General features: G+C 65.2%; 22 protein-coding genes. 11 read left to right on the top strand and 11 right to left on the bottom strand.

The annotated features are described in order from the left end of the window. Positions 1-89: 89 nt before the first annotated feature. The 5 genes from R3D65_RS16540 to R3D65_RS16520 form a co-directional block, all read right to left on the bottom strand. A complete protein-coding gene (locus R3D65_RS16540) occupies positions 90-236 on the bottom strand; it encodes a hypothetical protein (RefSeq protein WP_371276369.1) in 147 nt (48 codons plus the stop codon). 214 nt (positions 237-450) lie between these two features. Beyond that, positions 451-2,286, bottom strand: a complete 1,836-nt coding sequence (ilvD, locus tag R3D65_RS16535; RefSeq protein WP_371276368.1) for a dihydroxy-acid dehydratase — start codon at positions 2,284-2,286, stop codon at positions 451-453. Between the two features lie 138 nt (positions 2,287-2,424). Then, complete coding sequence (locus tag R3D65_RS16530) at positions 2,425-3,723, bottom strand: flavin-dependent oxidoreductase (protein ID WP_371276367.1); 1,299 nt, start codon at positions 3,721-3,723, stop codon at positions 2,425-2,427. 92 nt (positions 3,724-3,815) lie between these two features. Further along, a complete protein-coding gene (locus R3D65_RS16525) occupies positions 3,816-5,585 on the bottom strand; it encodes a hydantoinase B/oxoprolinase family protein (RefSeq protein ID WP_371276366.1) in 1,770 nt (589 codons plus the stop codon). Then, a complete protein-coding gene (locus tag R3D65_RS16520; protein ID WP_371276365.1) occupies positions 5,575-7,638 on the bottom strand; it encodes a hydantoinase/oxoprolinase family protein in 2,064 nt (687 codons plus the stop codon). The genes R3D65_RS16525 and R3D65_RS16520 overlap by 11 nt, the downstream gene beginning before the upstream one ends. Before the next feature lie 111 nt (positions 7,639-7,749). Between R3D65_RS16520 and R3D65_RS16515 the strand changes: the two genes are divergently transcribed. From R3D65_RS16515 to R3D65_RS16490, 6 genes are all read left to right on the top strand, one after another. Next, positions 7,750-9,144 (top strand): hypothetical protein, encoded by a 1,395-nt coding sequence (locus tag R3D65_RS16515; RefSeq protein WP_371276364.1) that lies wholly within the window; start codon positions 7,750-7,752, stop codon positions 9,142-9,144. A 94-nt stretch (positions 9,145-9,238) separates the two neighbouring features. Further along, positions 9,239-10,543, top strand: a complete 1,305-nt coding sequence (locus tag R3D65_RS16510; protein ID WP_371276363.1) for an ABC transporter substrate-binding protein — start codon at positions 9,239-9,241, stop codon at positions 10,541-10,543. An 83-nt stretch (positions 10,544-10,626) separates the two neighbouring features. Further along, positions 10,627-11,508 (top strand): branched-chain amino acid ABC transporter permease, encoded by an 882-nt coding sequence (locus tag R3D65_RS16505; RefSeq protein ID WP_371276362.1) that lies wholly within the window; start codon positions 10,627-10,629, stop codon positions 11,506-11,508. Beyond that, complete coding sequence (locus R3D65_RS16500) at positions 11,505-12,449, top strand: branched-chain amino acid ABC transporter permease (protein ID WP_371276361.1); 945 nt, start codon at positions 11,505-11,507, stop codon at positions 12,447-12,449. The genes R3D65_RS16505 and R3D65_RS16500 overlap by 4 nt, the downstream gene beginning before the upstream one ends. Next, positions 12,437-13,168, top strand: coding sequence for an ABC transporter ATP-binding protein (locus R3D65_RS16495; protein ID WP_371276360.1), 732 nt, complete (start codon positions 12,437-12,439; stop codon positions 13,166-13,168). Before R3D65_RS16500 ends, R3D65_RS16495 begins: the two co-directional genes overlap by 13 nt. Then, a complete protein-coding gene (locus R3D65_RS16490; RefSeq protein ID WP_371276359.1) occupies positions 13,161-13,856 on the top strand; it encodes an ABC transporter ATP-binding protein in 696 nt (231 codons plus the stop codon). The genes R3D65_RS16495 and R3D65_RS16490 overlap by 8 nt, the downstream gene beginning before the upstream one ends. Before the next feature lie 9 nt (positions 13,857-13,865). Here the strand turns inward: R3D65_RS16490 and pncA are convergent, their stop codons facing one another. Continuing rightward, on the bottom strand, positions 13,866-14,501 hold the full coding sequence (gene pncA, locus R3D65_RS16485) for a bifunctional nicotinamidase/pyrazinamidase (RefSeq protein ID WP_371276358.1): 636 nt from the start codon (positions 14,499-14,501) through the stop codon (positions 13,866-13,868). Next, on the bottom strand, positions 14,498-15,004 hold the full coding sequence (locus R3D65_RS16480) for a MarR family winged helix-turn-helix transcriptional regulator (RefSeq protein ID WP_371276357.1): 507 nt from the start codon (positions 15,002-15,004) through the stop codon (positions 14,498-14,500). The genes pncA and R3D65_RS16480 overlap by 4 nt, the downstream gene beginning before the upstream one ends. Before the next feature lie 88 nt (positions 15,005-15,092). On the opposite strand from R3D65_RS16480, the gene R3D65_RS16475 reads away from it, so the two are divergent. The 5 genes from R3D65_RS16475 to R3D65_RS16455 are packed head-to-tail and all read left to right on the top strand — an operon-like array spanning position 15,093 to position 21,584. Continuing rightward, positions 15,093-15,935, top strand: coding sequence for a xanthine dehydrogenase family protein subunit M (locus R3D65_RS16475; protein ID WP_371276356.1), 843 nt, complete (start codon positions 15,093-15,095; stop codon positions 15,933-15,935). Further along, positions 15,932-18,679 carry a molybdopterin-dependent oxidoreductase gene (locus tag R3D65_RS16470; RefSeq protein ID WP_371276355.1) on the top strand — a complete coding sequence of 916 codons (2,748 nt, stop codon included), beginning with the start codon at positions 15,932-15,934 and terminating at the stop codon, positions 18,677-18,679. Before R3D65_RS16475 ends, R3D65_RS16470 begins: the two co-directional genes overlap by 4 nt. Then, on the top strand, positions 18,669-20,144 hold the full coding sequence (locus tag R3D65_RS16465) for a 6-hydroxynicotinate reductase (RefSeq protein WP_371276354.1): 1,476 nt from the start codon (positions 18,669-18,671) through the stop codon (positions 20,142-20,144). The genes R3D65_RS16470 and R3D65_RS16465 overlap by 11 nt, the downstream gene beginning before the upstream one ends. Next, positions 20,141-21,007: a UPF0280 family protein gene (locus R3D65_RS16460; protein WP_371276353.1), complete on the top strand. Its 867-nt coding sequence runs from the start codon at positions 20,141-20,143 to the stop codon at positions 21,005-21,007. Before R3D65_RS16465 ends, R3D65_RS16460 begins: the two co-directional genes overlap by 4 nt. Continuing rightward, on the top strand, positions 21,000-21,584 hold the full coding sequence (locus R3D65_RS16455; protein ID WP_371276352.1) for an amino acid synthesis family protein: 585 nt from the start codon (positions 21,000-21,002) through the stop codon (positions 21,582-21,584). Before R3D65_RS16460 ends, R3D65_RS16455 begins: the two co-directional genes overlap by 8 nt. A gap of 74 nt (positions 21,585-21,658) precedes the next feature. Here R3D65_RS16455 and R3D65_RS16450 read toward each other — a convergent pair whose 3' ends face one another. The 4 genes from R3D65_RS16450 to R3D65_RS16435 form a co-directional block, all read right to left on the bottom strand. Beyond that, entirely contained in the window at positions 21,659-22,492 is an 834-nt protein-coding gene (locus R3D65_RS16450; protein WP_371276351.1) for a ferredoxin--NADP reductase, read from the bottom strand. Positions 22,493-22,665: 173 nt separating this feature from the next. Beyond that, complete coding sequence (locus tag R3D65_RS16445; protein WP_371276350.1) at positions 22,666-24,282, bottom strand: acyl-CoA dehydrogenase family protein; 1,617 nt, start codon at positions 24,280-24,282, stop codon at positions 22,666-22,668. Positions 24,283-24,298: 16 nt separating this feature from the next. After that, positions 24,299-25,171 carry an amidohydrolase family protein gene (locus R3D65_RS16440; protein WP_371276349.1) on the bottom strand — a complete coding sequence of 291 codons (873 nt, stop codon included), beginning with the start codon at positions 25,169-25,171 and terminating at the stop codon, positions 24,299-24,301. A gap of 35 nt (positions 25,172-25,206) precedes the next feature. Then, the gene (locus R3D65_RS16435; protein WP_371276348.1) at positions 25,207-25,962 is read right to left on the bottom strand and encodes a crotonase/enoyl-CoA hydratase family protein; all 756 of its coding nucleotides are present in this window, start codon (positions 25,960-25,962) and stop codon (positions 25,207-25,209) included. Positions 25,963-26,041 lie beyond the last annotated feature (79 nt).

Raw genomic sequence — 26,041 nt, 5'->3', positions numbered from 1 at the left:
CCGTTCAAGTCGCACGAGACGGACGCCCCGATGCCGTCCCAGCGATGAAGAAACCCGTTTCGCCTTCGGCGTTTCCCGAGGGCAAGTCGCTAGAAGACAAGCCCCATGACGATGGCCTCGAAAAGATTGCACGGCACCGGGAATCCGCCAATAGGCTGCTGGCATCCCGACGACGGATAAAAAAGAAGAATGCCAAGCCCGATCACCAGCACAACGCCAACAAGAAGCTTCTTCATGGTTCCGGTTCTCGCCCCCCGGCAATTCCTGCTCGAAACCAGCTGAGACACGGCACGGAACCATGGCGGCATCGGTGCCACCGCAAGACCGGGCGGACGATATTTCAGGCAATCACGAACTTCTACCTGTGATGGATACATACCCCCCCCTTGCACGAAAAAGGGCAGGAAGCAATGCTCCCTGCCCTGATACAGGCCGAACGGAAGGTTCCGGCTATTCGACCACGCGAACCGCGCCCTTGGCGGCGGACGTGGTCATCGCGGCATAGGCCTTGAGCGCGGTCGTGATCTTGCGCTTGCGCTTCTCTGCCGGCTGCCAGCCCATTTCGTTCTGTTCCTCGCGGCGGCGTGCCAGTTCGGCATCGTCGACGGCGAGATGGATCGTGCGGTTGGGAATGTCTATCTCGATCAAGTCGCCCTCGCGGACAAGGCCGATGGTGCCGCCCTCGGCGGCTTCCGGCGAGACATGGCCGATGGACAGGCCGGACGTGCCGCCGGAGAAGCGCCCGTCGGTGATCAGCGCACAGGCCTTGCCCAGGCCCTTCGACTTCAGGTAGCTCGTCGGATACAGCATCTCCTGCATGCCAGGGCCGCCACGCGGGCCCTCGTAGCGGATCACCACGACGTCGCCGGCCTTGACCTCGTTGGAAAGGATGGCCTTGACCGTTGCATCCTGGCTTTCGAAGAGGCGTGCCGGACCCGAAAACTTCAGGATGGATTCGTCCACGCCCGCCGTCTTCACGATGCAGCCGTCCTCGGCCAGGTTGCCGAACAGTACGGCCAGACCACCATCCTGGCTGTAAGCATGTTCCCTGGCGCGGATGACGCCTTTTTCGCGATCCGTATCGAGATCGGGATAGCGCCGCGACTGCGAGAAGGCGACTTCGGTGCGCACGCCGCCCGGTGCCGCGCTGTAGAATTCGCGCACGTTGTTGGCCTGGGTGCGCATGATGTCCCAATGCTCCAGTGCATCGCCCATCGTGGCCGAATGCACCGTGGGCAGGCTCGTGTTGATGAGTCCGGCGCGATCCAGTTCGCCCAGGATCGCCATGATGCCGCCGGCGCGATGCACGTCCTCCATGTGAACGTGGCTGACCGCCGGCGCGACCTTGCAGAGAACCGGCACCTTGCGCGACAGCTTGTCGATGTCGGACATGGTGAAATCCACCTCGCCCTCATACGCGGCGGCCAGCAGGTGCAGAACCGTGTTCGTGGAGCCACCCATGGCAATGTCCAGCGTCATGGCATTGGCGAAAGCGTCGTAATTGGCAATGTTGCGCGGCAGGACGCTCTCGTCATCCTGCTCGTAATAGCGGCGCGCCAGATCGACGACCAGATGGCCAGCCTCGATGAACAGGCGCTTGCGGTCGGCATGGGTGGCCAGTGTCGAGCCATTGCCCGGCAGCGCAAGGCCGAGCGCCTCGGTCAGGCAGTTCATGGAATTGGCGGTGAACATGCCGGAGCACGAGCCGCAGGTCGGGCAGGCGGAACGCTCGATGGCTTCCACCTGGGCATCGGTGACGCTGTCGTCGGCCGCCGCCACCATGGCGTCGACCAGGTCGAGCGCCTGCTCCTTGCCGTCTTCCCAGACCACCTTGCCGGCTTCCATCGGCCCGCCGGAAACGAAAACCACGGGGATGTTGAGGCGCAGCGCGGCCATCAGCATTCCGGGCGTGATCTTGTCGCAATTGGAGATGCAGACCATGGCGTCTGCGCAATGGGCATTGACCATGTATTCCACGCTGTCGGCGATGACCTCGCGGCTGGGCAGCGAATAGAGCATGCCATCATGGCCCATGGCGATGCCGTCATCCACGGCGATGGTGTTGAATTCCTTGGCGATGCCGCCGGCCGCCTCGATCTCGCGGGCTACAAGCTGGCCCAGATCCTTCAGGTGGACATGGCCAGGCACGAACTGCGTGAAGGAATTGACCACCGCGATGATCGGCTTGCCGAAATCGGAGTCCTTTACGCCGGTGGCGCGCCAGAGTCCGCGGGCGCCGGCCATGTTGCGGCCATGGGTGGTCGTGCGGGAGCGATAGGCAGGCATTGTTCATCCCTCTTCTGATCTGACCCTGCGTTTTGGCGCTTCCATCCCGTTTTTTCAACCGGAATCGGTTCACCCCTCGGTGAAAACCGCCAAATGAACTTCAATGCTTCCTTGAAAACCGGCGATGGAACACGGCTCTCAGGACAGGACGGCTTCGCGCGCCCTTGCTCCTGCGGCAATGGTCGGGCCGGAGGAATTCAGCTTTTCGATGGCGAAGCCTGCCGCAGCCTTGTACCTGGCCATGAAGTCCGAGCGTTCTGCTGCCGGAATCACGTCGTCAATATTGTCGAATTCACCGCCACAGCGCTCGTCCACCATGTTGAGAAGGCCGAACGGCCCTGCGCCACGGTTGCGCAGCACGAGTTCGGAAACCGGCCCGCACAATCGGGCGTCATAGGCAGCCAGCGCTTCGCGTGTCACGCCGTGCTCCACCATTGCCGCGCCCAGAATCCGCGCATCGATGATCGCCTGGCTGGCGCCGTTGGAACCGGTCGGATACATGGCGTGGGCGGCATCGCCCGTCAGCGCGACCGCGCCATCGACCCAGGTCGCAACGGGATCACGATCGATCATCGGGTTTTCATAGGCGATGTCGGCCTTGCGCAGCATGTCCGGCACATCCAGCCAGTCGTAGCGGAAGCCCTCGAAATGGTGGACGAATTCTTCCACTTCCACCGGACGGAACCAGCCGCTGGCCTGCCAGCCTTCCGAATTGTCCAGCGTCATCTCGGCGATCCAGTTGATCGTGGCGAGGCCGGTTTCCGGATCCGGATGGGAGATCGGGTAGATGACCATGCGGTGGCGGTGGGTGCCGAGACCGACAAAGGACGACCCGGTGCGGATCGGCCGCGCCTGCGTGGTGCCGCGCCACATGATCGCCCCGCCCCAATGGATCGGCGGTTGCGACGGGTGCATGTGCGCGCGAATGGCGGAATGGATGCCGTCGGCGCCGATCAGCAGCGTGCCCGTCTCGCGGCCGCTGGAGCCGTCTGCATGCTCGACAAGCGCCGTCACCGTGCCGTCCGCATTGTTCGCATAGCCGGTGATCTTCGCGCCGAGCCGCACAGAGGCCGCCCCGGCGCGCGCCATGAAGGCTTCGGCCAGCATCATGTGGAACTTGCCGCGATGCACGGCATATTGCGGCCAGTTGTAGCCGGCCAGCAGGCCGCGCGGCTCGGAATAGATGTCATTGCCGTTCAGGCCGACCAGCGCCCATTCCTTCGCCGGAACGCCGACGCGGTCCAAATCGTCCCCGGTGAAGCCAAGATCGTAAAGCTCGCGCACGGCATTGGGCTGGATGTTGATGCCGACGCCCAGCGGCTTGAGTTCGCGCACCTGTTCGAACACCGTGCAGGCAACGCCGATCTGGTTCAGCGTCAGGGCGGTGGCAAGGCCGCCGATACCGCCGCCGGCGATCAGGACATGGGGCTTGGTCATGACTGTTTTTCCGACATGCAAGGATTTTCGTGTCGCGACGGTATAGGCAAGCGGTTGATGGGGCGCAACGCCTCAGGCGGCCGGATTGCCGGTCACATCGCTGCCGGCCTTGCGTCATGTCTCATGGCATGGCGAAGACGCCCGGTCGCCTCCCGGTCCACACTTGCTTCTTCTCCCGTCAGGACCACACCGAACAGCCTGTGCGCCTGCTCGGCCGTATAGCGCTCCAAACGCACATCTTCTGCCACGGCTTGCGGGTCGCGCGTCAGCGGATCGCCATAGCCGCCGCCGCCCGGCGTGCGCACATGGACCCGGTCGCCAGGCGCCAGCGGAATGTCCTGTTCCTTGGACAGATGCTCCGGCGTGTAGGGCCGCCCCGCGCGCCAGACGGTGACCTCATTGACGGCACCGTCCGCCCCGCCCAGCGCGCCCTGCGGGCCGAACCGGCCATGATCCATGACGAAGGATGCGCGCGCTGCGCCACGCCGCAATTCAAGCTCATAATCGAGCCCGAAGCCGCCGCGATGCCGTCCGGCCCCGCCCGATCCCTCGCGCAGTGCATAGCGACGGTAGAGCACGGGAAAGGCCTGCTCCATGATCTCCACCGGCGGGGCTTTGGATATGCCGATGGTCGAGCAGCCATTGGCCAGCCCGTCATGGTCGCCATTGCCGCCATAGCCGCCGCCGGAAAGCTGGTACATGACAAAGTCGCGCGCCCTGGCAGGATCGTGCCCGCCGAGCGCGAAGTTGCCCGATGTGCCAGCCGGCGCTGCCGTCACACGGTCCGGCACGGCCTCCACCAGCGCGGCAAAGACGGCCTCGGCGATGCGCTGCGAGACCTCGGCGGCGCAGCCCGAGACCGGGCGCGGATAGCGGGCATCGAGAAATGTGCCTTCGTATCCGGTCACATGCAGCGGCTCGAAGGCGCCGGCGGAGATCGGAACCTCGGGAAAGATGTGGCGCATGGCGAGGTAGACCGATGACAGGGTGGTCGCCAGCACCGAGTTCATCGGCCCGGCACAAGGTGGCGCGGAGCCGGCGAAGTCGAAGGTGAGACTGTCGCCTGCCTTGGTCACGGCAAGGCGGATGGCCAGCGGTTCGTTGACGACGCCATCGCTGTCCACCCAGGCGACCGAGCGGTAGCAGCCGTCGGGAATGGCCGAAACAAGCGTGCGCATCTGTTCCGCGGCGCGTGCCCGCAAGGCGCCGATGGCCTCGCGCACGGTCGCGTCGCCATAGCGGTCCAGCAGTTCGCCGAGCCGGTCGGCACCGACCTGCAGCGCGGCGGCCTGTGCCTTCACATCGCCGATGCGCTGGTCCGCCACGCGGATATTGGAACAGATGATGGCGTAGATTTCCGGATCGAGAACACCCTGTTTGAAAAGGCGGACGGGCGGCAGGCGCAGACCCTCCTGCTCCACCGCGGTCGCCGAAGCGGAGAAGCCGCCCGGCACGGCGCCGCCCGTGTCCGGCCAATGACCGGTATTGGACAACCAGCAGAAGATCTTGCCGTCGCGGTAGAAGGGCATGGCGAAACGCACATCCATGAGGTGCGTGCCGCCCAGATAGGGATCGTTGACGATGTAGATGTCACCGGGCGCAGGTGCGGCTGCGGTTCCCGCCGCTATCATGGCAATCAGCGTGCGGGTGGAATATTGCATCGTGCCGACGAAGACCGGCAGGCCGCCCGCCCCTTGCGCGATCAGCGAACCGTCCCCAGCGTCATAGATGCCGTCGGACCGGTCGTTGGCCTCTGCGATCACCGGCGAAAAGGCTGCGCGCGAGAAGGTCAGATCCATCTCGTCGCAGACCTGCTGCAACCCGGCCTGGATGACCGAAAGCGTGACCGGATCAAGCGCCATCGCCGCCTCCCACCGTGATGATGATGTTGCCATGGGCATCGCCGATGGCGTGGTCTCCCGGCTCCACCAGAACCGTCGTGTCCATCTGCTGAATGACAGCCGGGCCATGCAGTTCGAAACCCGGTGGCAGGAAATCGCGCCAGTAGACGGGCGTGTCGCTCCATCCGCTGTCAAACCAGACGGATCGCGTCCCTGTCTGCGCCTCGCCAAGCGTTGCCTTGCGGCCGGCCGGATCGATGAGCGCCGAAAGATCGAGGGTTGCACGTTCGCCGATCACCGACACGTTGACGTTCAGCAGAACGGCGCGGATCTCCGGCAATTGCACCTTGAACCGGGCAAAATAGGCCTGCTCGAACAGGCGCTGGATCGTCTCGCGGTCGGGTGCGGGACCAGGCAGCGGCACGCGCAGCAGATGCGTCTGTCCGGAGAATTGCATGTCGGCCGAGACGAGATGCCTGATCGCCCGCGTTTCCACCCGTTCCTTCCGGATCAGCGCTTCGCCCTCGGCCATGCGTTCGGCGACAAGGCGATGCAGGGCTGCCACGTCAAGCGTGGCCACCGGACTGTTGATCGTGTTGACGAAGTCGTGGCGCATGTCGGCCACCACGCAGCCAAGCGCATTGGTGATCCCCGGGCGCGGCGGCACGAGAACGCGGGGAATGGCCAGCTCGCGCGCCAGCGCACAGGCATGCAACGGCCCCGCGCCGCCGAAGGCGAACAGCGCGAAATCGCGCGGATCGGCACCCATGGAGACCGAGACCATGCGGATGGCGCCGGCCATTTTCGTGTTCGCCATGCGTATGACGGCCGCCGCCGCCCCGGTTGCGTCGAGGCCGAGCGGATCGCCGATGGACGCCGCGAAGACCGCGGCGACATGATCGATGGAAACACCGCCCTCCACCGATTTCAGCCGCGCGGGATCGAGCCTGCCGAGCAGCAGGTTGGCGTCCGAAATCGTCGGCTCGGTGCCGCCACGGCCATAGCAGACCGGCCCGGGCACCGCGCCCGCGCTCATCGGCCCGACATCGAGCAGGCCGGCCGCATTGACCCGGGCAATGGACCCGCCACCCGCCCCCACCGTGCGCACATCCACCATGGGCACGTGGATGGGCATGGCGTATTCGATCTCGATCTCGGACGAGACCGGTGGCTGGCCGCCACGGATCAGCGCGACATCGGTCGAGGTGCCGCCCATGTCATAGGTGACGAGGTTCGAAATGCCGGCGAGCAATCCGGTATGGGCCGCCGCCTTGACGCCCGAGGCGGGGCCGGACATGACCGTCTTGGCCGCCTCGCGGGCGACCATACGCGACGACACCATGCCGCCATTTCCGTTCATGACAAGGACTTCGCCGCCATAGCCGCGCGCTTCGAGTTCCTCGCGCAGGCGGCGCACATAGCGCTCCAGAAGTGGCTGGACCGATGCATTCACGGCGGCTGTCACACCGCGTTCGAACTCGCGCGCCTCCGACAGGATCTCATGGCCAAGCGTGACATGATCGTTGGGCCAGAGTGCGCGGACGATCTCGCCAGCCCGGCTTTCATGAGCCGGATTGGCATAGGCGTGGAGGAAATGGATCACCACGGATTCGCACCCGGCGGCGATCAGTTTGCGGGCGCACGCATCCACTTCGGCCTCGTCAAGCGGGATGACGATGTCGCCCTCTGCATCCATCCGCTCGGCAACTTCAAGGCGCAGGTCACGCGGAATAATGGGGTTGAACTTTCCTTTCATTCCATAGGCTTGCGGGCGAGTTCTGCGGCCAAGCTCGAGCACGTCGCGAAAGCCGCGCGTGGTGATGAGGCCAGTGCGCGCCAGCTTGCGCTCCAGCACGGCATTGGTGGTGGTGGTCGTGCCGTGGATGATGAGGCCGAGCGTGGCGAGGTCGGCCTCAGCCTCCTCCAGCGCCGCCAGCACGCCATAGGCCTGGTTGTCGAGTGTGGATGGCACCTTGGCCAGGTGGACCGCGCCGCTGGCCTGGTCAAGCAGGACAAGATCGGTGAAGGTTCCTCCCACGTCGATCCCGGCGATACGCACGCCCGCCTTTTCCATGCTGGACCCCGCGATTTTCTTCGTATGCAAATGAATGCGCAAACCCCTTGCCTTGTCAACGCGAAGCGGCTGCAATGGTGACGGCGCAACGAGGTGGGGAGCTCAGGCGGCATGGAGAAGCGGGGCTTGGCATGCCTGGCTGGCGGTCTTGCCGGTCTCGGGCTTCTGGCGGGCGCGGCGCCTGCTTGCGCCCATGTTTCGGAAGGCGGGCTTGTCCTGTTGCTGCCGACAGGCATCTACATCGCGTCCGGGGTCATCGCCGTGGTGTTGACCGTGCTGGCCATGCTGCTGCTGCCGAGGGCGATCACGGGGGCATTGTTTGCTGCCGTTTCCCTGTCCCTGCCGGGACTGCGGCCCCTGCGCCTCGGCGGACAGGTGGCTGCCCTTGCATTGCTGGTCGCGCTTGTCACGAGCGGATTTCTCGGTACGCGCGATCCGCTGGAAAACCCGTTGCCGCTGGCGATCTGGACCGTCTGGTGGATCGTGCTGGTCTTCCTCCAGGCGCTGATCGGCGATCTCTGGCGCTGGATCAATCCGTTTGCCGGTCTGGCATGGCTGCTCGAAAGAGCCGGCCGCCCAGGCGCCGTCATTTTCCTGCCGGAGCGGATCGGTGCCCTACCCGCGGTCGTGCTCTACGTGGCTTTCGGCTGCTTCTATCTGGCAGACATCGCACCGGACGATCCCGACAGGCTGGCTGCGGTCGTGTCCGGCTATCTCGTCTTCACGCTGATGGCCATGCTGCTGTTCGGCCCGCGCGCCTGGCTGCGACACGGCGAGTTCGTCACCGTGCTGATGAGCCTCATCGCCCGCGTCGGCCTGGTTGCCCGTCGCCGGGATGGCTGGCGGATCGGTCTCTGGGGGCATGCCATTGCGAACGCACCGCCTCTGTCGTCCGCGCTCGCCGTTCTCGTGCTGCTGATGATGGCCACCGGTTCCTTCGACGGAATCAACGAGACCTTCGCCTGGCTCGCGTTCATCGGCGTCAATCCGCTGGAATTTCCGGGCCGCTCTGCCGTCTGGTTGCAAACCGTGCTTGGCCTGTTTGCGACCATGGCGCTTTTCGTCACCGTCTTCGCGGGCGCCATCTGGGCCGGCCTGCGGCTGGCAGGCGAACAGCACCGTTTTTCCGAGGTCTTCCGGCGCCAGGCTGCCGCGATCCTGCCCATTGCGGCCGGCTATCATCTGGCGCACTATCTGACGGTCCTGCTCGTCAACGGGCAATACGTGCTGGAAGCCCTGACCCATGCCTTTCATGAACACGGTGAGCATGACGAGGTCACGACCGGGTTTCTGAACACGACCGAAAGCGTGCGCGTCCTTTTCCTCACGCAGGCCGGCGGCGTGGTGGCCGGCCATGTGATCGCCATCGTGGCTGCCCATGCCATCGCGCTTGGCATGTTCCCGTCGAACCGCAAGGCGCTGCTTTCCCAGGTGCCGCTGATCGCGGTGATGATCGCCTTCACGCTGTTCGGGCTGTGGCTGCTGGCCGCTCCGCGCGGCGCATGAGCGGAAGCGCTTGAAAAGGCTGGACTCGGAGGCTGACCTTGCGCAAGGTTAACAGTTGAAGGGGCATGCCGCCCGTCTTCCAGAGGAGAACGTCATGACGACCAGTGACAGGAAAGACCTCCGCAGCACACGCCGCGACATCCTGAAGGGTGCGGCTGCCGGAGCCGGTGCGATTGCTGCTTCAACGGCCCTGCCGGGGTTCGTGCGCTATGCACAGGCGCAGACATCCGAACCCATCAGGATCGGCTTTCAGGTCCACCGTACCGGCATCGGCGCGGCCTACGGGCGCTGGTATGACCGGGTGACGACCGCGGCCACCAAGCTGATCAACGATGGCGGCGGCATCAACGGCCGTCCGGTCGAGATCATTGCCGAGGATGACGGCACCGATCCCAAGCGCGGCGCCGAAGTGGTCGAGAAGTTCGCCAGCCAGCACAATTGCGACATTGCCTACGGCACCCTCTTCTCGCATGTGGTCATGGGGTCGGCGCCCCGCGCCGGCGAGCTCAAGATTCCCTATTTCGTGGTATCGGAAGGCCATCACGTGGCGTCCGGCGCGCTCAACCGATACACGCTCCAGCCCGGCATTTGCGACGTGAAGAGCCAGGTGAAGTCCATGGCCCCCTTCGTGACGCAGAATCTGGGCAAGAAGGTCACCATGATCTTCCCCGATTATGCCTTCGGCCACGACCACCGCGACTTCTTCTCCGAGGCCGTCGAGGCCAATGGCGGCCAGATCATCGAGAAGATCGCCATTCCGCCGACGGAAACCTCCTTCACCAAGTACTTCCCCAAGATCCCGCGCGAGACCGAGGTCATCTACCATGTCATGGTCGGGCCGGCCGTGCTGACCTTCGTCAAGGAAATGGGCGAGTTCTACGGGCCGAACAAGCCGCAGATCTTCGGCTTCATCGACAGCCTCGAAGCCGTCGACCTGAACAGCCCGGGGCTGGAATTCCTCGATGGGACCTATTTCTGGGAAGGCATGCCGCGCTATGCCCAGGCCGACCAGAGCGACCATGACAAGTTCTACCGCGAGCATGTCGGCGTGGACGCGAACGGCGCCTCGGTTTCCGACCCCAAGGACGTGTCCACCTACGCCCACATGTTCGGCTGCTGGGAGACGCTGTTCGTCATCAAGGCGGGCATGGAGGCGGCCGGCTACCAGGGGCCGGGCGACCGCGCGAAACTGATCGAGGCCGTCGAGGCAATGACCACGATGGAACGCTCCAACGAGCATCCGCAGGGCGCCAAGCTGTTCAACGGCAAGACGCACCAGGTCTTCGGCCCGCAATACATCTCGAAGGTGGAGGGCGGCAAGCTGGTCGTGCAGCATACCACGTCGATCGAGGACGGGCTTTATCCCGACGAGGTCGACTACACGACGCAGGCGCTCTGAGCGCATACAAACGGGGGATATCGGCGGGAACAGCGACCGCACCGGCTTGATCCGCACAGCCGGCGCGGTCCACCCTCCTCATCATGGATTTCGGGCCCTATCTCTTCCTGGCCTCGCTCGAGGGGGCGGTGACGGCGGCGGTGCTGGCGCTGACGGCAGCCGGCCTGTCGCTGGTCTTCGGCATCATGCGCGTGGTCAATGTCGCCCATGGCGAATTCTTCATGCTGGGCGCGGTGATCGCCTGGTGGGTCGCGTCCATGGCCGGCGGGCATCCCGCCATCGGTTTCGTGATGGCGCTCGTGATTGCGCCGCTGATCGTCGCGGCCATCGCCTCGGCCGCCGATTTCCTGGTGCTCAAACGGGTGCAATACGATCCGGAACGCACCATCGTGGCCACGATCGGCCTGCTCTACATCATCCAGCAAATGGTGCTGATGACCTACGGGCCCGAGGCGCGGCCCGTCGAGGCGCCGTTCAATCACCGCATCTATTTTCCCTGGTTCGGCTATTCGACCTACAAGTTCTTCGTGATCGGCGCGGCAATCGTCCTGCTGATGGCGCTGTGGCTGGTCATGACCCGGACACGGCTCGGCATCATTCTGCGCGCCACGCAGCTCGACCGCGAAACGGCACTGGCCTTCGCCATTCCGGTGGAGCGCGTCTACGCACTCACCTTCGGCCTCGGCGCGGGCCTGGCAGCGCTGGGCGCCGTCCTGATCGTGCCCATACAGCAGGCGCACTACCTGATGGGCGGCGACCCGCTACTGCTGTCCTTCATCGTCGTCATCATCGGCGGCCTCGGCAGCCTCGCCGGAACCGTTGTGGCGGCCGTGCTGATCGGCATGAGCGACGGCATCATCTCTGTCTTCTTCTCGCCGACGCTGGCCAAGATCATCGCCACGCTGGCTGTCGCTCTCGTGCTGGTCTTCCGCCCGCAGGGCCTGTTCGGAAAGGCGGCGCGATGAACCTCGCTCTCAAGGCTTTCCTCCTGCATGGCGGGCTGGTCGCAGCGCTTGTGCTGGCGCATTTCGCACTCCCGGAATACCATCAGGGCAATCTGGCGCGCATCATGGTGCTGGCTGTCTATGCCATGGGCTACAATGTCCTGTTCGGCTATTGCGGCCTTCTGAGCCTTGGCCATGCCATGTTCTTTGCCGCGGGCATGTATGGCATGGGGCTGACGGTCCAGCATCTCGATCTTGCCGCCGCGCCAGCCCTGGCCGCGGGGCTGCTGGCGGGCGTCGCGCTGTCGGCGGCGGTTGGTTTCCTGGCGCTGCGCACCACCGGTGTCGCCTTCATGATCGTCACGCTGATGTTCTCGCAGGCGGTTTTCCTGACCATCCTCTATTTCACGCCCTGGACACGGGGCGATGAAGGGTTCGTCATCCAGCCCGCGGACCGCGTCCTGTTCGGCATCGACCTTTCGAATGCCGACAACCGCTATTTCGCAGCCCTGATCCTGTTTGCCATCGTTCTCCTGGCCACGTCGCGGCTGGTGCAGGCGCCGTTCGGGCGGGTGCTGGTCGCCATCCGCGAAAACGAGGAACGCACGCGCATGCTGGGCTATGACGTGTTTGCCCACAAGTTGGGCGCGGTCATCGTTTCGGGCACCATTTCGACGGCGTCCGGCGCGGCCTATGGCCTGCTGTTCGGCTATGCCGGCGCCAGTTTCGCAGCCGTGCAATATTCCATCCTGCCGCTCTTGTGGGTGTTGCTGGGCGGGGCGGGAACGATCATCGGTCCCTTTGTCGGAACGCTGTTCATGTTTTACCTGATCGACCTGACCAGCAGCGTGACCACGGCCTACATGCTGCTGGCCGGCGCGGCCCTCGTGCTGCTCACGCTGTTCGCGCCGCAAGGCCTTGCCGGCACGCTGCGCAAGAGGATGGCGCCATGGCTGCCGTGACGCCGCTCCTGTCCACGCGCGGGGTATCGAAGAGCTTCGGCGGCCTGCGTGCGGTGCATGCCGTGGACTTCGATCTTCCCGAAGGGCAGATCCGCGCGCTGATCGGCCCGAACGGGGCCGGCAAGACCACGTTCGTGTCGCTTCTGTGCGGACGGATTCCCGCAGACGAGGGCACGGTCTCCTTTGAAGGCCGCGACATCACCGCCCTGCCCGCCCACAAGCGCATCCAGGCCGGCATGGCCTACACATTCCAGATCACCTCCGTCTTCCCGAAGCTGACGCTGCGGGAAAACATCGCCCTGGCCGCGCGCCGGCGCTCCGGTCACGACCGGGCAGCCGCAAGCCATGCCGTGGAGCAGGCGCTTTCCCGCGTCGGCCTGTCCGCCCGGGCCGGGCAACTGGCCGGCGATCTGTCCTACGGGCACCAGCGCCTGACCGAAATTGCCATGGGCCTGGCACAGGCGCCCCGCCTCCTGATCCTCGATGAGCCGACGCAAGGGCTCTCCGATGGCGAAATCGGCGAGTTCAACGCGCTCATCCGCACCGTGTCCGCGGATACGACGATCCTGCTCATCGAGCACAACATGGGCGTTGTCATGGAACTGGCCGAGTTCATCACGGTGCTGAACTTCGGCGAAGTTCTGGCCGAGGGCCCGCCCGATTCGATCCGCGCCAACCGGGCGGTGCAGGAAGCCTATCTGGGGACGACCCATGCTTGAACTCGACGCCATACGCGCCGCCTATGGCGCGGCCCCGGTGCTGCACGGGGTTTCCTTTGCCGTTTCCTCCGGTGAGATACTCTGCCTGCTGGGGCGGAACGGCGCGGGCAAGACATCGGCCATGAAGGCCATCATGGGCCTGTTGCCGCTGACCGGCGGCGCGGTGCGCCTGGATGGCGAGACCCTGTCGGCCTTGCCGGCCCATGAGGTGCCCAAACGCGGGATCGGATACATCCCGCAGGGGCGGCGCCTGTTTTCGGAACTGACGGTGGCCGAGAACCTGGACGTCGGACTGATGGTGCGCGGCAATGGCGCGGATACGCGGGACCGGGTGCTCGCCATGTTTCCGCGCCTGCGCGAGCGTTACCGCCAGCGCGCGGGAACCTTGTCAGGCGGCGAACAGCAGATGCTGGCGACGGCCCGGGCGCTGTGCATCGAACCTTCGGTCCTGCTGCTGGACGAGCCGACCGAGGGCCTCCAGCCTTCCATGATCGACCTCATCCGCGATGTGATCGTGGCGATGAAGGCGCAGGGCGTGGCCATCCTGCTGGTCGAGCAGCGTGTGGATGCGGTGCTCGAAATTGCCGACCGGGTCGCCTTCCTCGAAAACGGGCATGTGCGCGATGTGATCGCCGCCGGTGTCCTGCGTGCCGACCACGGACTCGTCGAGCGCTATGTCGGGGTTTGAGCGTGACGGCTAAAGGTCCGTGCTGGTCGTGATCCGCACGCCTTTGTCCTTCATGTCCTGCATGGCTGCGGCAAGCGATCCGTCCATGTCGATGGCGCGGCAGGCATCGGTGACAAGCGTGGCGGCAAAGCCGTCGCGCACCGCGTCGATAGCCGAGTAGTAGACGCAGAAATCCGTTGCCAGACCGGTCAGCACGACGTGCGAGACGCCACGGTCGCGCAGGTAGCCGGCAAGCCCCGTACGCGTCGTCTTGTCGTTTTCATAGAAGGCGGAATAGCTGTCTATGGCCGCGCGAAAACCCTTGCGGATGACAAGGTCGGCGGTATCGGTTCTCAGGTCGCGGTGAAACGCCGCCCCGTCGCTGCCCTGCACGCAATGAACCGGCCAGAGAACCTGCGGCCCATAGGCCATTTCGGTCAGGGAAAACGGGTCCGCGCCGTCGTGATTGGCGGCAAAGGAGGCATGATCGGCCGGGTGCCAGTCCTGCGTCAGCACGCGCACGGCAAAGCGGTCCTGCAAGCCGTTGACGACCGGAACGACATGATCGCCTTCGCCGACAGCCAGGGCGCCGCCCGGACAGAAATCGTTCTGTATGTCGATCATCAGAAGCGCCGTATCGGCGGATTTTCCTTGCGTGGCCATCATTTGCCTCCGTTTCCTGGTTCGTTTTCCCGGCCTTCGGCCATACGGGCCAGCAATGCCAGAAGCATCTGCTGCTCCGGCGCGTCAAGCGGCTCCAGCGTTGCCCGGGTGATGGCGCGGGCGGCATCCACGCGCGCGGCAAACAGCGCACGTCCCGCTTCGGCTAAATCGACGATCAGCCGGCGCCGGTCGCGCTTGTCGGCGATCGTCACCACGAGCCCGCGTTCACGCAAACGGTCGATCACGCCCTTGATCGTGGCTGCATCCATGGCGGTCTGGCGGCCAAGATCGATCTGCGACAGCGGGCCGCATTCATGCAACTTGGCCAGCGCGGCGAACTGCGTCGGCGTCAGGTCACCGATCCCGGTGGCGAAAATGGCCAGATGCCGTTGACTGGCCTTACGTAGGATGAAGCCGATCTGCTTATCCAGCCGGTAGGCCTGATCCGGTTTGCCGTCCTTCACGGGCATCGTCCCCTGGTTTCGCGCATGTTGCCAGTCGATCATTGCGGTTGACACCTCCTTGGCGCAAGCGCAAAATCCGTTTGCATACAAATGATAATAGGGGCGCAGCGAGAGGAGAGGCTGACGGTCCGTGACGTATGTGAGACCCGATACGCTGGGCGAAGCCCTGGACTGGCTGGCCTCCCATGAGGGCCGCGTCGCCGCGGGCTGCACCGATCTCTTCACACTCACGCAAAACCAGGAACTGCCGTGGCCTGTGGTCGATGTCACCGCGATCGCGGAACTCAAGGCGATCGGCCATGGCGCGCATGGCTGGCGCATCGGCGCGGCTGCAAGCTGGCGCAGCATCATTGCCGCCGATCTGCCGCCGGCCTTCGATGCGCTGAAGCTGGCGGCACGTGAGGTCGGCTCCAGCCAGATCCAGACATCCGCGACCATTGGCGGCAACCTGTGCAACGCCTCGCCGGCGGCCGATGGCGTTCCGCCTCTGCTGGTCCTCGATGCCGGGGTCGAGATCGCGTCTGCGGCCGGAATCCGTACCTTGCCGCTGGCCGCGTTCCTGACCGGTCCACGGCAGACAGCGTTGCAGGCTGGCGAAATGCTGACGGCCATCCTGATTCCGGACGCAGCCGCGCAGGGGCGCGCGCATTTCCTCAAGCTCGGTGCGCGCAAGCACCTGCTCATTTCCATCGCCATGGTCGCCGCGCGACTGACCCTCGAAGGCGGCCGGATCCGTGACGCCGCCGTGTCGGTCGGCTCCTGCGGCCCGGTGGCGACCCGCCTGCCAGCGCTTGAGGCCGCACTTGCCGGCGCTTTGCCACACGAGGCATCCGAAGCGGTGACGGCGGATCTGCTTTGTTCGTCACTGTCGCCCATTGACGATATTCGGGCGGACCGCGCCTACAGGCTGGAGGCGGCCTGCGAATTGCTGCGGCGGGCACTCGATGTGCTGGGACAGGAGGCAACGTCATGAGGGCGGCGCTCGCCTTCACGCTCAATGGCCAGCCCTTTTCGGTCGCGGCGGCTCCCAATGCCCGGCTCAGCCATGTCCTGCGCGAGGAGATCGGCCTTGCCGGCACGAAGTCGGGATGCGACGCCGGCGATTGCGGCGCCTGCACGGTGCTGCTGGACGGTGCGCCCGCATGCGCCTGCCTGACGCCGGTGGCCCAGGTTTCCGGACGTGCCGTCGAGACCGTCGAAGGGCTGTCTGTCCACGGCGCGGCGAACCGGCTGCAAGACGCTTTCCTGCGCCATGGGGCGGCGCAATGCGGCATCTGCACGCCCGGCATGCTGATGGCCGCGACCGCGCTTCTGGCCGCAACGCCACGCCCGACGCGCGAACAGGCCGAGGACGTCATTGGCGGCGTGCTGTGCCGCTGTACCGGCTATGCCAAGATCGTGGACGCCATTTGCGATGCCTGGCGGGACGGCGGCGACGGAGCGCCCTGCCCGCAAGCGGGCCAGGCGGTGGGTGCGCGTCTGCCCCGGCTCGACGGTTTGCCGAAAGTGCTGGGCAGCGAGATTTTCGGCGCCGATGCGTGGCCCGAGGATGCACTTCTCGTCCGCGCCATCCGCTCGCCGCATCATCGCGCACGGTTCCGCTTCGGCGACATCGATCGCTGGACAGAAAGGCGGCGCGGGATCGTGGCCGTCTTCACGGCCGCCGACATACCCGGACGGAACCGTTTCGGCGTCATCCCGCCCTTTGCCGACCAGCCTGCCCTGGCGGAGCGGGAAGCCCGGTTCCGCGGTGAGGCAATTGCCCTCATCGCCGGCGAAGCGGATGCCATGCGCCGTCTCGACCTTTCGGATTTCCCGGTTGAATGGGAACCGCTTCCCCCGGCGCTCGACACCGATGCGGCCCGCCAGGCCGATGCCGCGCCTGTGCATGACGAGCGGGTCGGAAACCTGCTGATTACCGGCAATGTCAAATGCGGCGATCCGCATGCTGCGCTGGCCGCGTCGGCACATCGCGCCACGCTCTCGGTCGAAACCGGTTATGTCGAACATGCCTATATCGAGCCGGAAGCCGGCTTCGCGCGCATGAACGGCGATGTGCTGGAAATCCAGGCCTGCACGCAGGCGCCCGTGATGGACCAGGAGGACACGGCCCTGGTTCTTGGCCTGCCGAAGGAGAAGGTGCGCATTCTGCCTGCCACTGCCGGCGGCGGCTTCGGCTCGAAGCTGGATGTGTCCTTGCAGCCGTTGATCGGTCTTGTCGCGCTGAAAACCGGGCGGGCGGCCCGCATGGTCTACACGCGAAGCGAATCGATGATGTCGACGACGAAGCGCCATCCCGCGAAAATGACCGCCACCGCCGGGACCGATGCCGAAGGGCGTATCACCGGCATGCTCTTTGATGGCGATTTCAACACCGGCGCCTATGCAAGCTGGGGGCCGACGGTCGCCACCCGCGTACCCGTGCATGCCTCCGGTCCCTACCGGACGCCCCATTACCATGCCCAGGCGCGCGCCATTCATACCAATGGCCCCATTTCGGGTGCGTTTCGCGGGTTCGGCGTCCCTCAAGCGGCAATCCTGCAGGAAAGCCTGTATGATGAACTGTCCAACAGCCTCGGCATGGACCGGCTGGACTTCCGCCGGCTCAATGCGCTGGCCGACGGCGACCGCTCGGTTTGCGGGCAGGCCATGCATGGCGCCGGCATCGCGGAATGCCTGGATGCGCTGAGGGGAGACTGGCAACGCGCCCTGGCCGAAGCAAGGGCTTTCAATGCCGCGAATACCGGCCGCAAGCGCGGTGTCGGCGTGGCGTCGTGCTGGTATGGCTGTGGCAACACAGCCCTGCCCAATCCCTCGACCATGCGCGCAGGTGTCACGCCGGACGGTCGGCTGGTGCTTCACCAGGGTGCCACCGACATCGGCCAGGGGGCGAACACGGTGATCAGCCAGATTTTCGCCGACGCGCTCGGCGTGCCGCTGGACATGATCGAACGCGTCGGCCCGGATACGGCCCTGACACCGGATTGCGGCAAGACATCCGCCTCGCGCCAGACCGTCGTTTCCGGCAAGGCGGCGCTTCTCGCCGGAAAGGCGCTGCGTGAGATCATCCTGCGCCACGGCAACATGGGGCCCGGCGCCACGATCGCCCTGGAGGGAACCTGGCTGGTGCTGCGCGACGGCCCCGCCATCCGTCATATCGACCTGACGGCGCTGCCCGCCGACGATCATGGATATGTGATGGCGGCGCAGGAGAGCTACGATCCCCCGACCGAGGCTCTGGACGAGAACGGCCAGGGCAAGCCCTATGCCATTTACGGATACGGGGCGCAGATGGCCGAACTGGACGTCGATCTGGCGCTTGGCACGGTGCGGGTGCTGCGTATCCTTGCCGCCCACGACCTTGGCCGCGTCATCAATCCGCAGCTTGCCGAAGGCCAGATCGAGGGCGGTATCGCCCAGGGGCTCGGCATGGCGTTGATGGAGGAATACATTCCCGGCCGCACCGAGAACCTGCACGACTACCTGATCCCCACTTCCGGGGACATGCCGCAGATCCGCTCCATCCTGATTGAAAAACCGGACCCCGAAGGGCCGATGGGCGCCAAGGGACTCGGCGAGCATGTGCTGATTCCCACCGCACCTGCCATTCTCAATGCCATTGCCCACGCCACCGGAGTCCGGATGACAAGAGTTCCGGTCCTGCCGCACCGTTTGCGTGCGGCCTTGCGGGCAAGGGAGGCGGCGCATGACGGGTGAAAGAGCCACCGCAAGTACCGCCCAGGGCGAAAAGATCCGCTGCGATGCCTGCCCTGTCATGTGCTACATCGCCGAAGGGCGCGCCGGAGCCTGTGACCGCTACGCCAACGAGGGCGGCCGGATCGTGCGCGTCGATCCGGTCACGGTGCTGGACCGGCGGCTGGCCGCAGGCGACGAGGTGACGCCATTCCACGGCCAGGACTGGAACGGCGAACTGTTTTCCGACGATGCCGGGTTCCTCACTGCCATCGGCGCGGGCACGACCTATCCCGATTTCAAGCCCGCACCGTTCATCGTCTCCCGGCAGATCGAGGGCGCGGATGTCGTCACCGTCGTGACCGAGGCGATCTTTTCCTATTGCGGCCTGAAGGTGAAGATCGACACCGACCGGCATCTGGGCCCGGAAGCCGCCACGGTGCGCGCGGATGGCGAGCCCATCGGCCATGTGATGACCTCGGAATACGGGTCGCAAATGCTGTCGCTGGGCGGTGTGCATCATTTGACCGGCGGTACAAAACCGGAAGGCCGCGTGACCTGCGAAACCTTGCTGGCCCTGGCCAACGGGGACGCGGCGGAACTGGCCATCGATGGCGGCTCCACGGTGGTCGTTCAGGCCGGGGCTGCGCCCGTGGTCGATGGCAAGCCGGAAACGCGCATGCGCGTGGGGTGCGGATCGGCCACCATCGGAATGTTCGCATCGCAATGGCTGGGCCTCGTCGACGAGGTGGTCGTCGTCGATGACCACATCACCGGCGTGGTTTCGGAACATCAAGCCGGCAAGGTCATCGGCTGGCCGGACACCGGCATTCGCATCAAGGGCCGCAAGTCCACGCCGGGGCGCTATTTCCGCGTTGCCGAACCGGGTCTTGGCTGGGGCGGCACCAATATCGAGGATCCGCTGGTGATCCTCGGAGACTGGAAGCGGGAAAAAGGCGCGCGCCCGGGCCTCACCCTGCTCATGGTCTCCACCACCGGCGAACAGGCGGCCTATTTCGTCCTCGACGACGATCTGAAGCCGCAACGGCGCCCCATGCCGGCGGCCCTGGCCCCTTCCGTCCGATTGATCGCGGAGAATTGCGAACCCGCATTGTGCTCGGTGCTGTTCATGGGCGGTGCTGGTGGATCGCTTCGCTCCGGGGTGACGAGAAATCCGGTTCGCCTGACTCGCTCTGTCCACGAGGGGCGCACGCGGGTGACATTTGGCGGGGCGGCCACCTATCTCTGGCCGGGCGGCGGCATCACGGTCATGGCCGACGTGCTTGACCTGCCGGCCCGCGCCTTCGGTTCGGTGCCGACGCCCGCCCTCGTGGCGCCGCTGGAATTCACCATGACGCGGGACGAATTCCGCGCCCTTGGCGGCCATGACGACGCCGTGCGCGCCTTTGACGACATCCTTCGTTCAGGCGGCGAGTACGGGTCGGCTTTCCGTGGCCTGGCCCATCTGGTGCGGGGGGGCGGCCGGTGACCGGCGCCGGGCCGCAGATCCGGCACCTGCCTGATGGGCGGCGAATGCATTTCCACCATGGCCCGATCGACCTCGTCATCGATGCGGAAGGAACCGGCGCCCGGGAGGCACTGCACCTGGCGGCAACCCGGTTTCGCGCCCTTTTGCAGGAACTGGCAGACGAACTGCCGCTGTTGCGAAGCCCCGCCATGGAGGATTGCCGGTGCAAGGGTCCTGTCGCCCGTGCCATGGAACGGGCGGTGAGGCCGCATCTGCCCGGTTTCATCACGCCCATGGCGGCGGTGGCCGGCGCGGTGGCCGACGAGATCCTCTCGGTCATGGCCAGCGTGGGCGGCCTGGGAAAAGCCAGCATCAACAATGGCGGTGACATCGCCTTCCGGCTGATGCCCGGCGAAAGCCTGACGGCGGCCATCGCCGGCGTGTCCGGCGGCAGGCTGGTTCTTTCGCACGGGCAGCCATGGCGCGGCATTGCCACATCCGGCTGGCGCGGGCGCAGCCATTCCCTCGGCATTGCCGATGCCGTGACCGTCTTCGCACGCAGCGCCGCCGACGCCGATGCGGCTGCAACCATGATCGCCAATGCGGTGGATCTTCCCGGGCACCGCGCCATTGAACGCGAGGCAGCGCGGACATTGTTCCCGGACACCGATCTCGGCGACCGGCTGGTGACGACCGGCGTCGGCGTCCTTTCCCGCGCCGAGATCGACCTGGCGCTGGAACGCGGCGCGGCACCGGCACGGCAACTCGTCGCGCGCGGTGTCATCGGCGGCGCCCTGCTATGCCTCATGGGCCAAACCAGAACCGCAGGCGATTGCCCAGCAAGCCTGCCGGAAACCAGACTGCCGGAGAACCAAGATGCCTGATTTTCCCATCCGCAAGATCGTCCTCCATTCGGAAGAGATCCTTCACGACAACGGCCCGGCGGCAAAGGGCGGGCCGCGCCTGCGCGCCGCGGCCATCGCCATCGTGGCCAATCCCTTCGCGGGCCGGTTCGAGCCGGACCTGCAACCGGCCATGGAGGATCTCAAGCCGCTGGGCCGGGAACTGACCGAAAGGCTGATCGTCGAACTCGGCGGGCTGGAAGGGATCGATGGTTATGGCAAGGGTGCCATTGTCGGAGAAGCGGGCGAGATCGAGCATGGCGCGCTTTGGCATGTGCCGGGCGGTTATGCCATGCGGGAGCGTCTCGGTGAGGCCAGGGCCATCGTGCCATCGGCCATGAAGCTGGCCGGCATGGGCGCGGCGCTGGATGTGCCGCTCGGCCATATCAACGCGGCCTATGTGCGCAGCCATTTCGACGCCATGGAAATCCGCGTGCCGGATGCGCCGCGCGCCAATGAAATCGCCTTTGTCCTTGCCATGGCCAAAGGCCCCCGCATTCATTCGCGCATGGGCGGACTGGAGGCCTGGGACGTGAAGGGCGAGGATGGCCTGCGGTGATCCCTGCCCGGCACGGAACATGAAAAAGGCGGGTCAACCCCGCCTTTTGATTGATAAATCCGGCGAGCGACTGTCTAGTCGACGAAGGCACGTTCGACGACGTAGTCGCCGGGCTTGGAATTGGCGCCTTCCACGAACCCGCGCGCTTCCAGAATGGCCTTGAGATCCTTGTTCAGGCCCATCGAGCCGCAGATCATGACGCGATCCGTTGCCGGATCCAGCGGCGGCTGGCCGAGTTTGTCGAACAAGTCGCCGCTTTCGATCAGTGTGGTAATGCGCCCCATTTGCGGGCTTTCCTCGCGCGTCGTCGTCGGGAAATGAATCAGCTTGGCGCTGGCTTCCTCGCCGACAAGCATGTCCTCTTTCGCCTGCGCCACGAGATCGAAGCCATATTGCAGTTCGGCCGCCAGCCGGCAGGTATGCGTCAGGATCACCTGTTCGAATTTCTCGTAGACCTCCGGTTCGCGGATGAGCGAGGCGAAGGGCGCGATGCCGGTGCCGGTGGACAGCATGAAAAGGCGCTTGCCTGGCAAGAGCGCGTCCACCACCAGCGTACCGGTGGCCTTCTGCTTCATCAGCACCGTGTCGCCCGGCTGGATTTTCTGCAAATGCTCGGTCAGCGGGCCATTCGGCACCTTGATGGAGAAGAACTCCAGTTCCTCGTCCCAGGCCGGGCAGGCAACGGAATAGGCTCGGAACACCGGCCGCGCCGCGTTCGGCAGGCCGATCATGACGAACTCGCCGGAACGGAACCGGAAGCTCTTGGGCCGCGTGATCCGGAACCGGAACAGACGGTCGGTGTAATGCTGCACCATCGTCACGGTCTCGGCATAGCAATTGGCCGGGACAGGAAATTCGCCCGGCTTGTCCATCGTCTGCGCCGTTTCCACGCTCGCCATGCTGTCCATCCTCTTTTGATCTGTTGCCCGTCCCTTTCGGAAAAGACCGGCGGAACCTAGACGAAAACCGCCGGCACCGCATAGCATTTCCGACCCCCGTCTGCACGCGGGAGGGAAAAAGAATCCGGAAGACCACCTTTCGCGAAAACCGGAATTCCCGCTACATCTTATCGCATGGGTGTTCAGGCCGCGACCTGATGCAGATCAAACCAGTAGCGAATCCGGGCCGGGCACAAGCGCCGTGCCAGCGCGGCCAGACGGTGCAGGCGGGACGGATCCGGATGGCGCTCTTCGGCCTTGGCAATCCGGTTCCACATGGCAAGAAGCGCCACCTGGGCGGTCATTTCCATGAAGGCCTCGGCATTTTCAGCCGGACCGGACGTTTCCGTCATCATGTGGCGTCCCTGCCGCCAGATGTCCAGCCCTTGCGCGAGCGGCGCGGACAGCGGGCCGGATTCCGCTTCGACCGCCACGAAGGCCTCGAAGGCCGCCGCCGCCGCGCCGTTGCGATTGCGCAGCATGCGGGTCGCCAGCGTCAGCGCGTGGATGCCGTTGGCCCCTTCGTAGATGGCCGAAATGCGCGCGTCGCGGAAAGTCTGTTCGACGCGGTATTCCCGAAGATAGCCATAACCGCCCAGAATCTGGATGCCGAGATTCGCGGCCCGGATGCCCGCTTCGGAACAGGCATATTTGCAGACAGGGGTGAGAAAATCGACGAGATCGGGATCGGCACCCTCTTCCAGCGCGACCAGCGCGGTGTGGCACAGCGCGCGCAGGCCCATGGCCAGCATGTCCTGCTCATCGAGCTTCGCCGCTATGTCAGGGTGCCGGTCGATCGTGACCGGCTCGCCCGTCGCAGCATCACGCCCCTGCAGGCGTTGGCGCGCATAGGAACGCGCAATGTCGGCAGCGCGCGCGCTGTGCGCCACACCCTGCAACGAGACATCGATCCGGGCGTGGTTCATCATGGTGAACATGGCTTTCAGACCCTCGCCCGGCTTGCCGATGATCTCGGCTTGCGCGCCGTCGAAGACCATCTGGCATGTCGGCGAAGCATGCAGGCCCATCTTGTCCTCGATGCGGGCCACGGATACCGCATTGCGGCTGCCATCTGGCTTCTTGTCGAGGCACACGAAAAGGCTGAGGCCGCGCGTGCCGTCCTCCACGGCTCCGGTGCGGGCCAGCACCAGGTGAAGGATGCCCTCACTCATGTCCTGGTCACCGCCCGAGATGAAGATCTTCTCGCCGCTGATGCGCCAGGCACCGCCCTCCTCGACGGCGCGGGTGCGCACGGTCGAAAGATCCGAGCCCGAGGCCGGCTCGGTCAGGCACATGGTGGAAAGCCATTGGCCTGTTGCAAGCGGTGGCACCAGGCGCGCCTTCTGTTCATCGGTGCCGAAATGCAGAATCGTGCTGATGGCGCCGGGAACAAGCGCGGTCACCATTTGCAGCGATTGGTTGGCGCCCGAGAAAATCTCGCTGGTCGCCGCCAGAACGGGCGCAGGCAGTCCCTGCCCGCCAAGGTCCGCAGGCGCGGTCAGGCCGGTCCAGCCCTGCCCGGTATAGGCGCGGTAAAGCGTCTTGAAACCGTCTGGCATGATGACGCGGCCATTGACCAGGCGCGCGCCCTGCCTGTCGCCAGCCTCGTCGAGCGGCGCGATCTCGCCCTCGGCAAAGGCTGCGAAATGGCGGATGACCTCACCGGCCAGCTCGCCGTCCCAATCCGCCAGCCGCGATGCCCCGGCGACGTGTTCGAGCGAAAACAGGATGTCATCAACGGGAGCCGCGAACGCCTTCATGTCCTTCCGCCTCCCCCTACAGAAGCCCGAGCAGCTTGCCGGCATTCTCCTTGAGGATTTTCGGCCGTACCTCGTCCCTGATCTCGATCTTCTCGAAATCCGCCAGCCAGCGCTCCGGCGTGATCATCGGCCAATCGGAACCGAAAAGAACCTTGTTCTTCAGGATCGAGTTGCAATAGCGCACGAGGATCGGCGGGAAATATTTCGGGCTCCAGCCGGACAGGTCGATATAGACGTTCGGCTTATGCTGGGCGACGGCCAGGGCCTCCTCCTGCCAGGGGAAGGAGGGATGGGCCATGATGATCTTCATGTCGGGAAAATCGACCGCCACGTCATCGAGATACATCGGGTTGGAATATTTCAGCCGCATGCCGTTACCGCCGCGCATGCCGGATCCGACACCGGTCTGGCCGGTGTGGAACAGCGCGATGCAGCCGGCATCCTGGATCACCTCGTAGAGGTCGTAGGCCATCCTGTCGTTCGGGTAGAAGCCCTGGAACGTGGGGTGGAACTTGAAGCCCTTGATGCCGAAATCCTCGATCAGCCGGCGGGCCTCGCGCACGCCCATCTTGCCCTTCCAGGGGTCGATGGAGGCGAACGGAATGAGAATGTCGTCATTCTTCGCCGCGATCTCGGCCACTTCCTCGTTCCTGTAGCGGCGGTAGCCGGTCTCGCGCTCGGCATCGACGGGAAATATGACAGCGGCGATGTTCTGCTCGCGGAAATGGGCGGCGGTCTGCTCGATCGTCGGCGGATGGCTCCATGGCGCACCGAAATACCTTGCCATGGTCGCCTGAAGGTCGTCATACCCGTCATCGGGATGGCAGCCGCAGGGCTCCTCGGCATGGGTGTGGATGTCGATTGCGCGAACCTTGTTGATGTCGACCATTGCGGGCCTCCCAGTCCTACGGGGTCTTGCGGCGATCAGCGGAAGCTGGGATCGCGCTTCTGCAGGAAGGCCTGCAGGCCTTCGACGGCATGCGGGCTGGTCTGGGTGACCGCCGCGCACAGGCTTTCGGTGAACAGGCCGCCGGCCTTGTCCATATCCTCGATGCGTGCGAGGGCCTGAATCATGATGTAGTTGGACAAGGGCGCGTTGTCGGCGATCTTGCGGGCCAGATCCATCGCCATCGGCAAGGCCTCGCCCTCGCCGACGCTGTAATGCGTCAGCCCCAGCGCCAGGCCTTCGGCGGCATTGTACTTGCGCCCCGTCAGCATCATTTCGGTCATGCGGTCGGCGCCGATGATGCGGCTGACCCGCACGGACGCACCGCCGCCGACATAGATGCCGCGCCGCCCCTCGGGCAGCTGGAAGATGACGGAAGGCTCGGCAATGCGCACATGGGTCGATGTGGCCAGTTCGAGCCCGCCGCCGATCACCGCGCCGGTCATGGCGGAGACGACCGGCAGGCCGCCGAACTGGATCCGGTCCATGATTGCGTGCCAGTTGCGGGAATGGCGCATGGTGCCTTCGGCGTCGCGCTGGACATGCTCGGACAGATCGAGGCCGGAACAGAAATGGCCGCCATTGCCACACAGCACCGCAACCTTGACGCCGTCCGGCACCTTGCGGAAGAAGCCGTCGATCCTGTCGAGCAGGTCGTCGCACATGGCATTGCGCTTGTCGGGCCGGTTCATCGCGAGGATCGCGATGTCGCCCCTGATATCGATGTCGAGCATGGATACTCCCGTCATTCTGACGCCTTGCCGGCGTGGTTGCGGCAAATGATTGCCAATCGAAACTATTATGTCAATAAAC

Source organism: Zhengella sp. (assembly GCF_041397485.1).
GTDB lineage: Bacteria > Pseudomonadota > Alphaproteobacteria > Rhizobiales > Rhizobiaceae > Zhengella.
Note: the sequence above shows the minus strand (reverse complement) of the source record. Positions and strands in the feature narration are given on the sequence as shown.

Excerpts from the sequence above, each read along its gene's own strand:
- R3D65_RS16540 (WP_371276369.1), bottom strand. The coding sequence starts at position 236 with ATGAAGAAGCTTCTTGTTGGCGTTGTGCTGGTGATCGGGCTTGGCATT.
- ilvD (WP_371276368.1), bottom strand. The coding sequence starts at position 2,286 with ATGCCTGCCTATCGCTCCCGCACGACCACCCATGGCCGCAACATGGCC.
- R3D65_RS16530 (WP_371276367.1), bottom strand. The coding sequence starts at position 3,723 with ATGACCAAGCCCCATGTCCTGATCGCCGGCGGCGGTATCGGCGGCCTT.
- R3D65_RS16525 (WP_371276366.1), bottom strand. The coding sequence starts at position 5,585 with ATGGCGCTTGATCCGGTCACGCTTTCGGTCATCCAGGCCGGGTTGCAG.
- R3D65_RS16520 (WP_371276365.1), bottom strand. The coding sequence starts at position 7,638 with ATGGAAAAGGCGGGCGTGCGTATCGCCGGGATCGACGTGGGAGGAACC.
- R3D65_RS16515 (WP_371276364.1), top strand. The coding sequence starts at position 7,750 with ATGGAGAAGCGGGGCTTGGCATGCCTGGCTGGCGGTCTTGCCGGTCTC.
- R3D65_RS16510 (WP_371276363.1), top strand. The coding sequence starts at position 9,239 with ATGACGACCAGTGACAGGAAAGACCTCCGCAGCACACGCCGCGACATC.
- R3D65_RS16505 (WP_371276362.1), top strand. The coding sequence starts at position 10,627 with ATGGATTTCGGGCCCTATCTCTTCCTGGCCTCGCTCGAGGGGGCGGTG.
- R3D65_RS16500 (WP_371276361.1), top strand. The coding sequence starts at position 11,505 with ATGAACCTCGCTCTCAAGGCTTTCCTCCTGCATGGCGGGCTGGTCGCA.
- R3D65_RS16495 (WP_371276360.1), top strand. The coding sequence starts at position 12,437 with ATGGCTGCCGTGACGCCGCTCCTGTCCACGCGCGGGGTATCGAAGAGC.
- R3D65_RS16490 (WP_371276359.1), top strand. The coding sequence starts at position 13,161 with ATGCTTGAACTCGACGCCATACGCGCCGCCTATGGCGCGGCCCCGGTG.
- pncA (WP_371276358.1), bottom strand. The coding sequence starts at position 14,501 with ATGATGGCCACGCAAGGAAAATCCGCCGATACGGCGCTTCTGATGATC.
- R3D65_RS16480 (WP_371276357.1), bottom strand. The coding sequence starts at position 15,004 with ATGATCGACTGGCAACATGCGCGAAACCAGGGGACGATGCCCGTGAAG.
- R3D65_RS16470 (WP_371276355.1), top strand. The coding sequence starts at position 15,932 with ATGAGGGCGGCGCTCGCCTTCACGCTCAATGGCCAGCCCTTTTCGGTC.
- R3D65_RS16465 (WP_371276354.1), top strand. The coding sequence starts at position 18,669 with ATGACGGGTGAAAGAGCCACCGCAAGTACCGCCCAGGGCGAAAAGATC.
- R3D65_RS16455 (WP_371276352.1), top strand. The coding sequence starts at position 21,000 with ATGCCTGATTTTCCCATCCGCAAGATCGTCCTCCATTCGGAAGAGATC.
- R3D65_RS16450 (WP_371276351.1), bottom strand. The coding sequence starts at position 22,492 with ATGGACAGCATGGCGAGCGTGGAAACGGCGCAGACGATGGACAAGCCG.
- R3D65_RS16445 (WP_371276350.1), bottom strand. The coding sequence starts at position 24,282 with ATGAAGGCGTTCGCGGCTCCCGTTGATGACATCCTGTTTTCGCTCGAA.
- R3D65_RS16440 (WP_371276349.1), bottom strand. The coding sequence starts at position 25,171 with ATGGTCGACATCAACAAGGTTCGCGCAATCGACATCCACACCCATGCC.
- R3D65_RS16435 (WP_371276348.1), bottom strand. The coding sequence starts at position 25,962 with ATGCTCGACATCGATATCAGGGGCGACATCGCGATCCTCGCGATGAAC.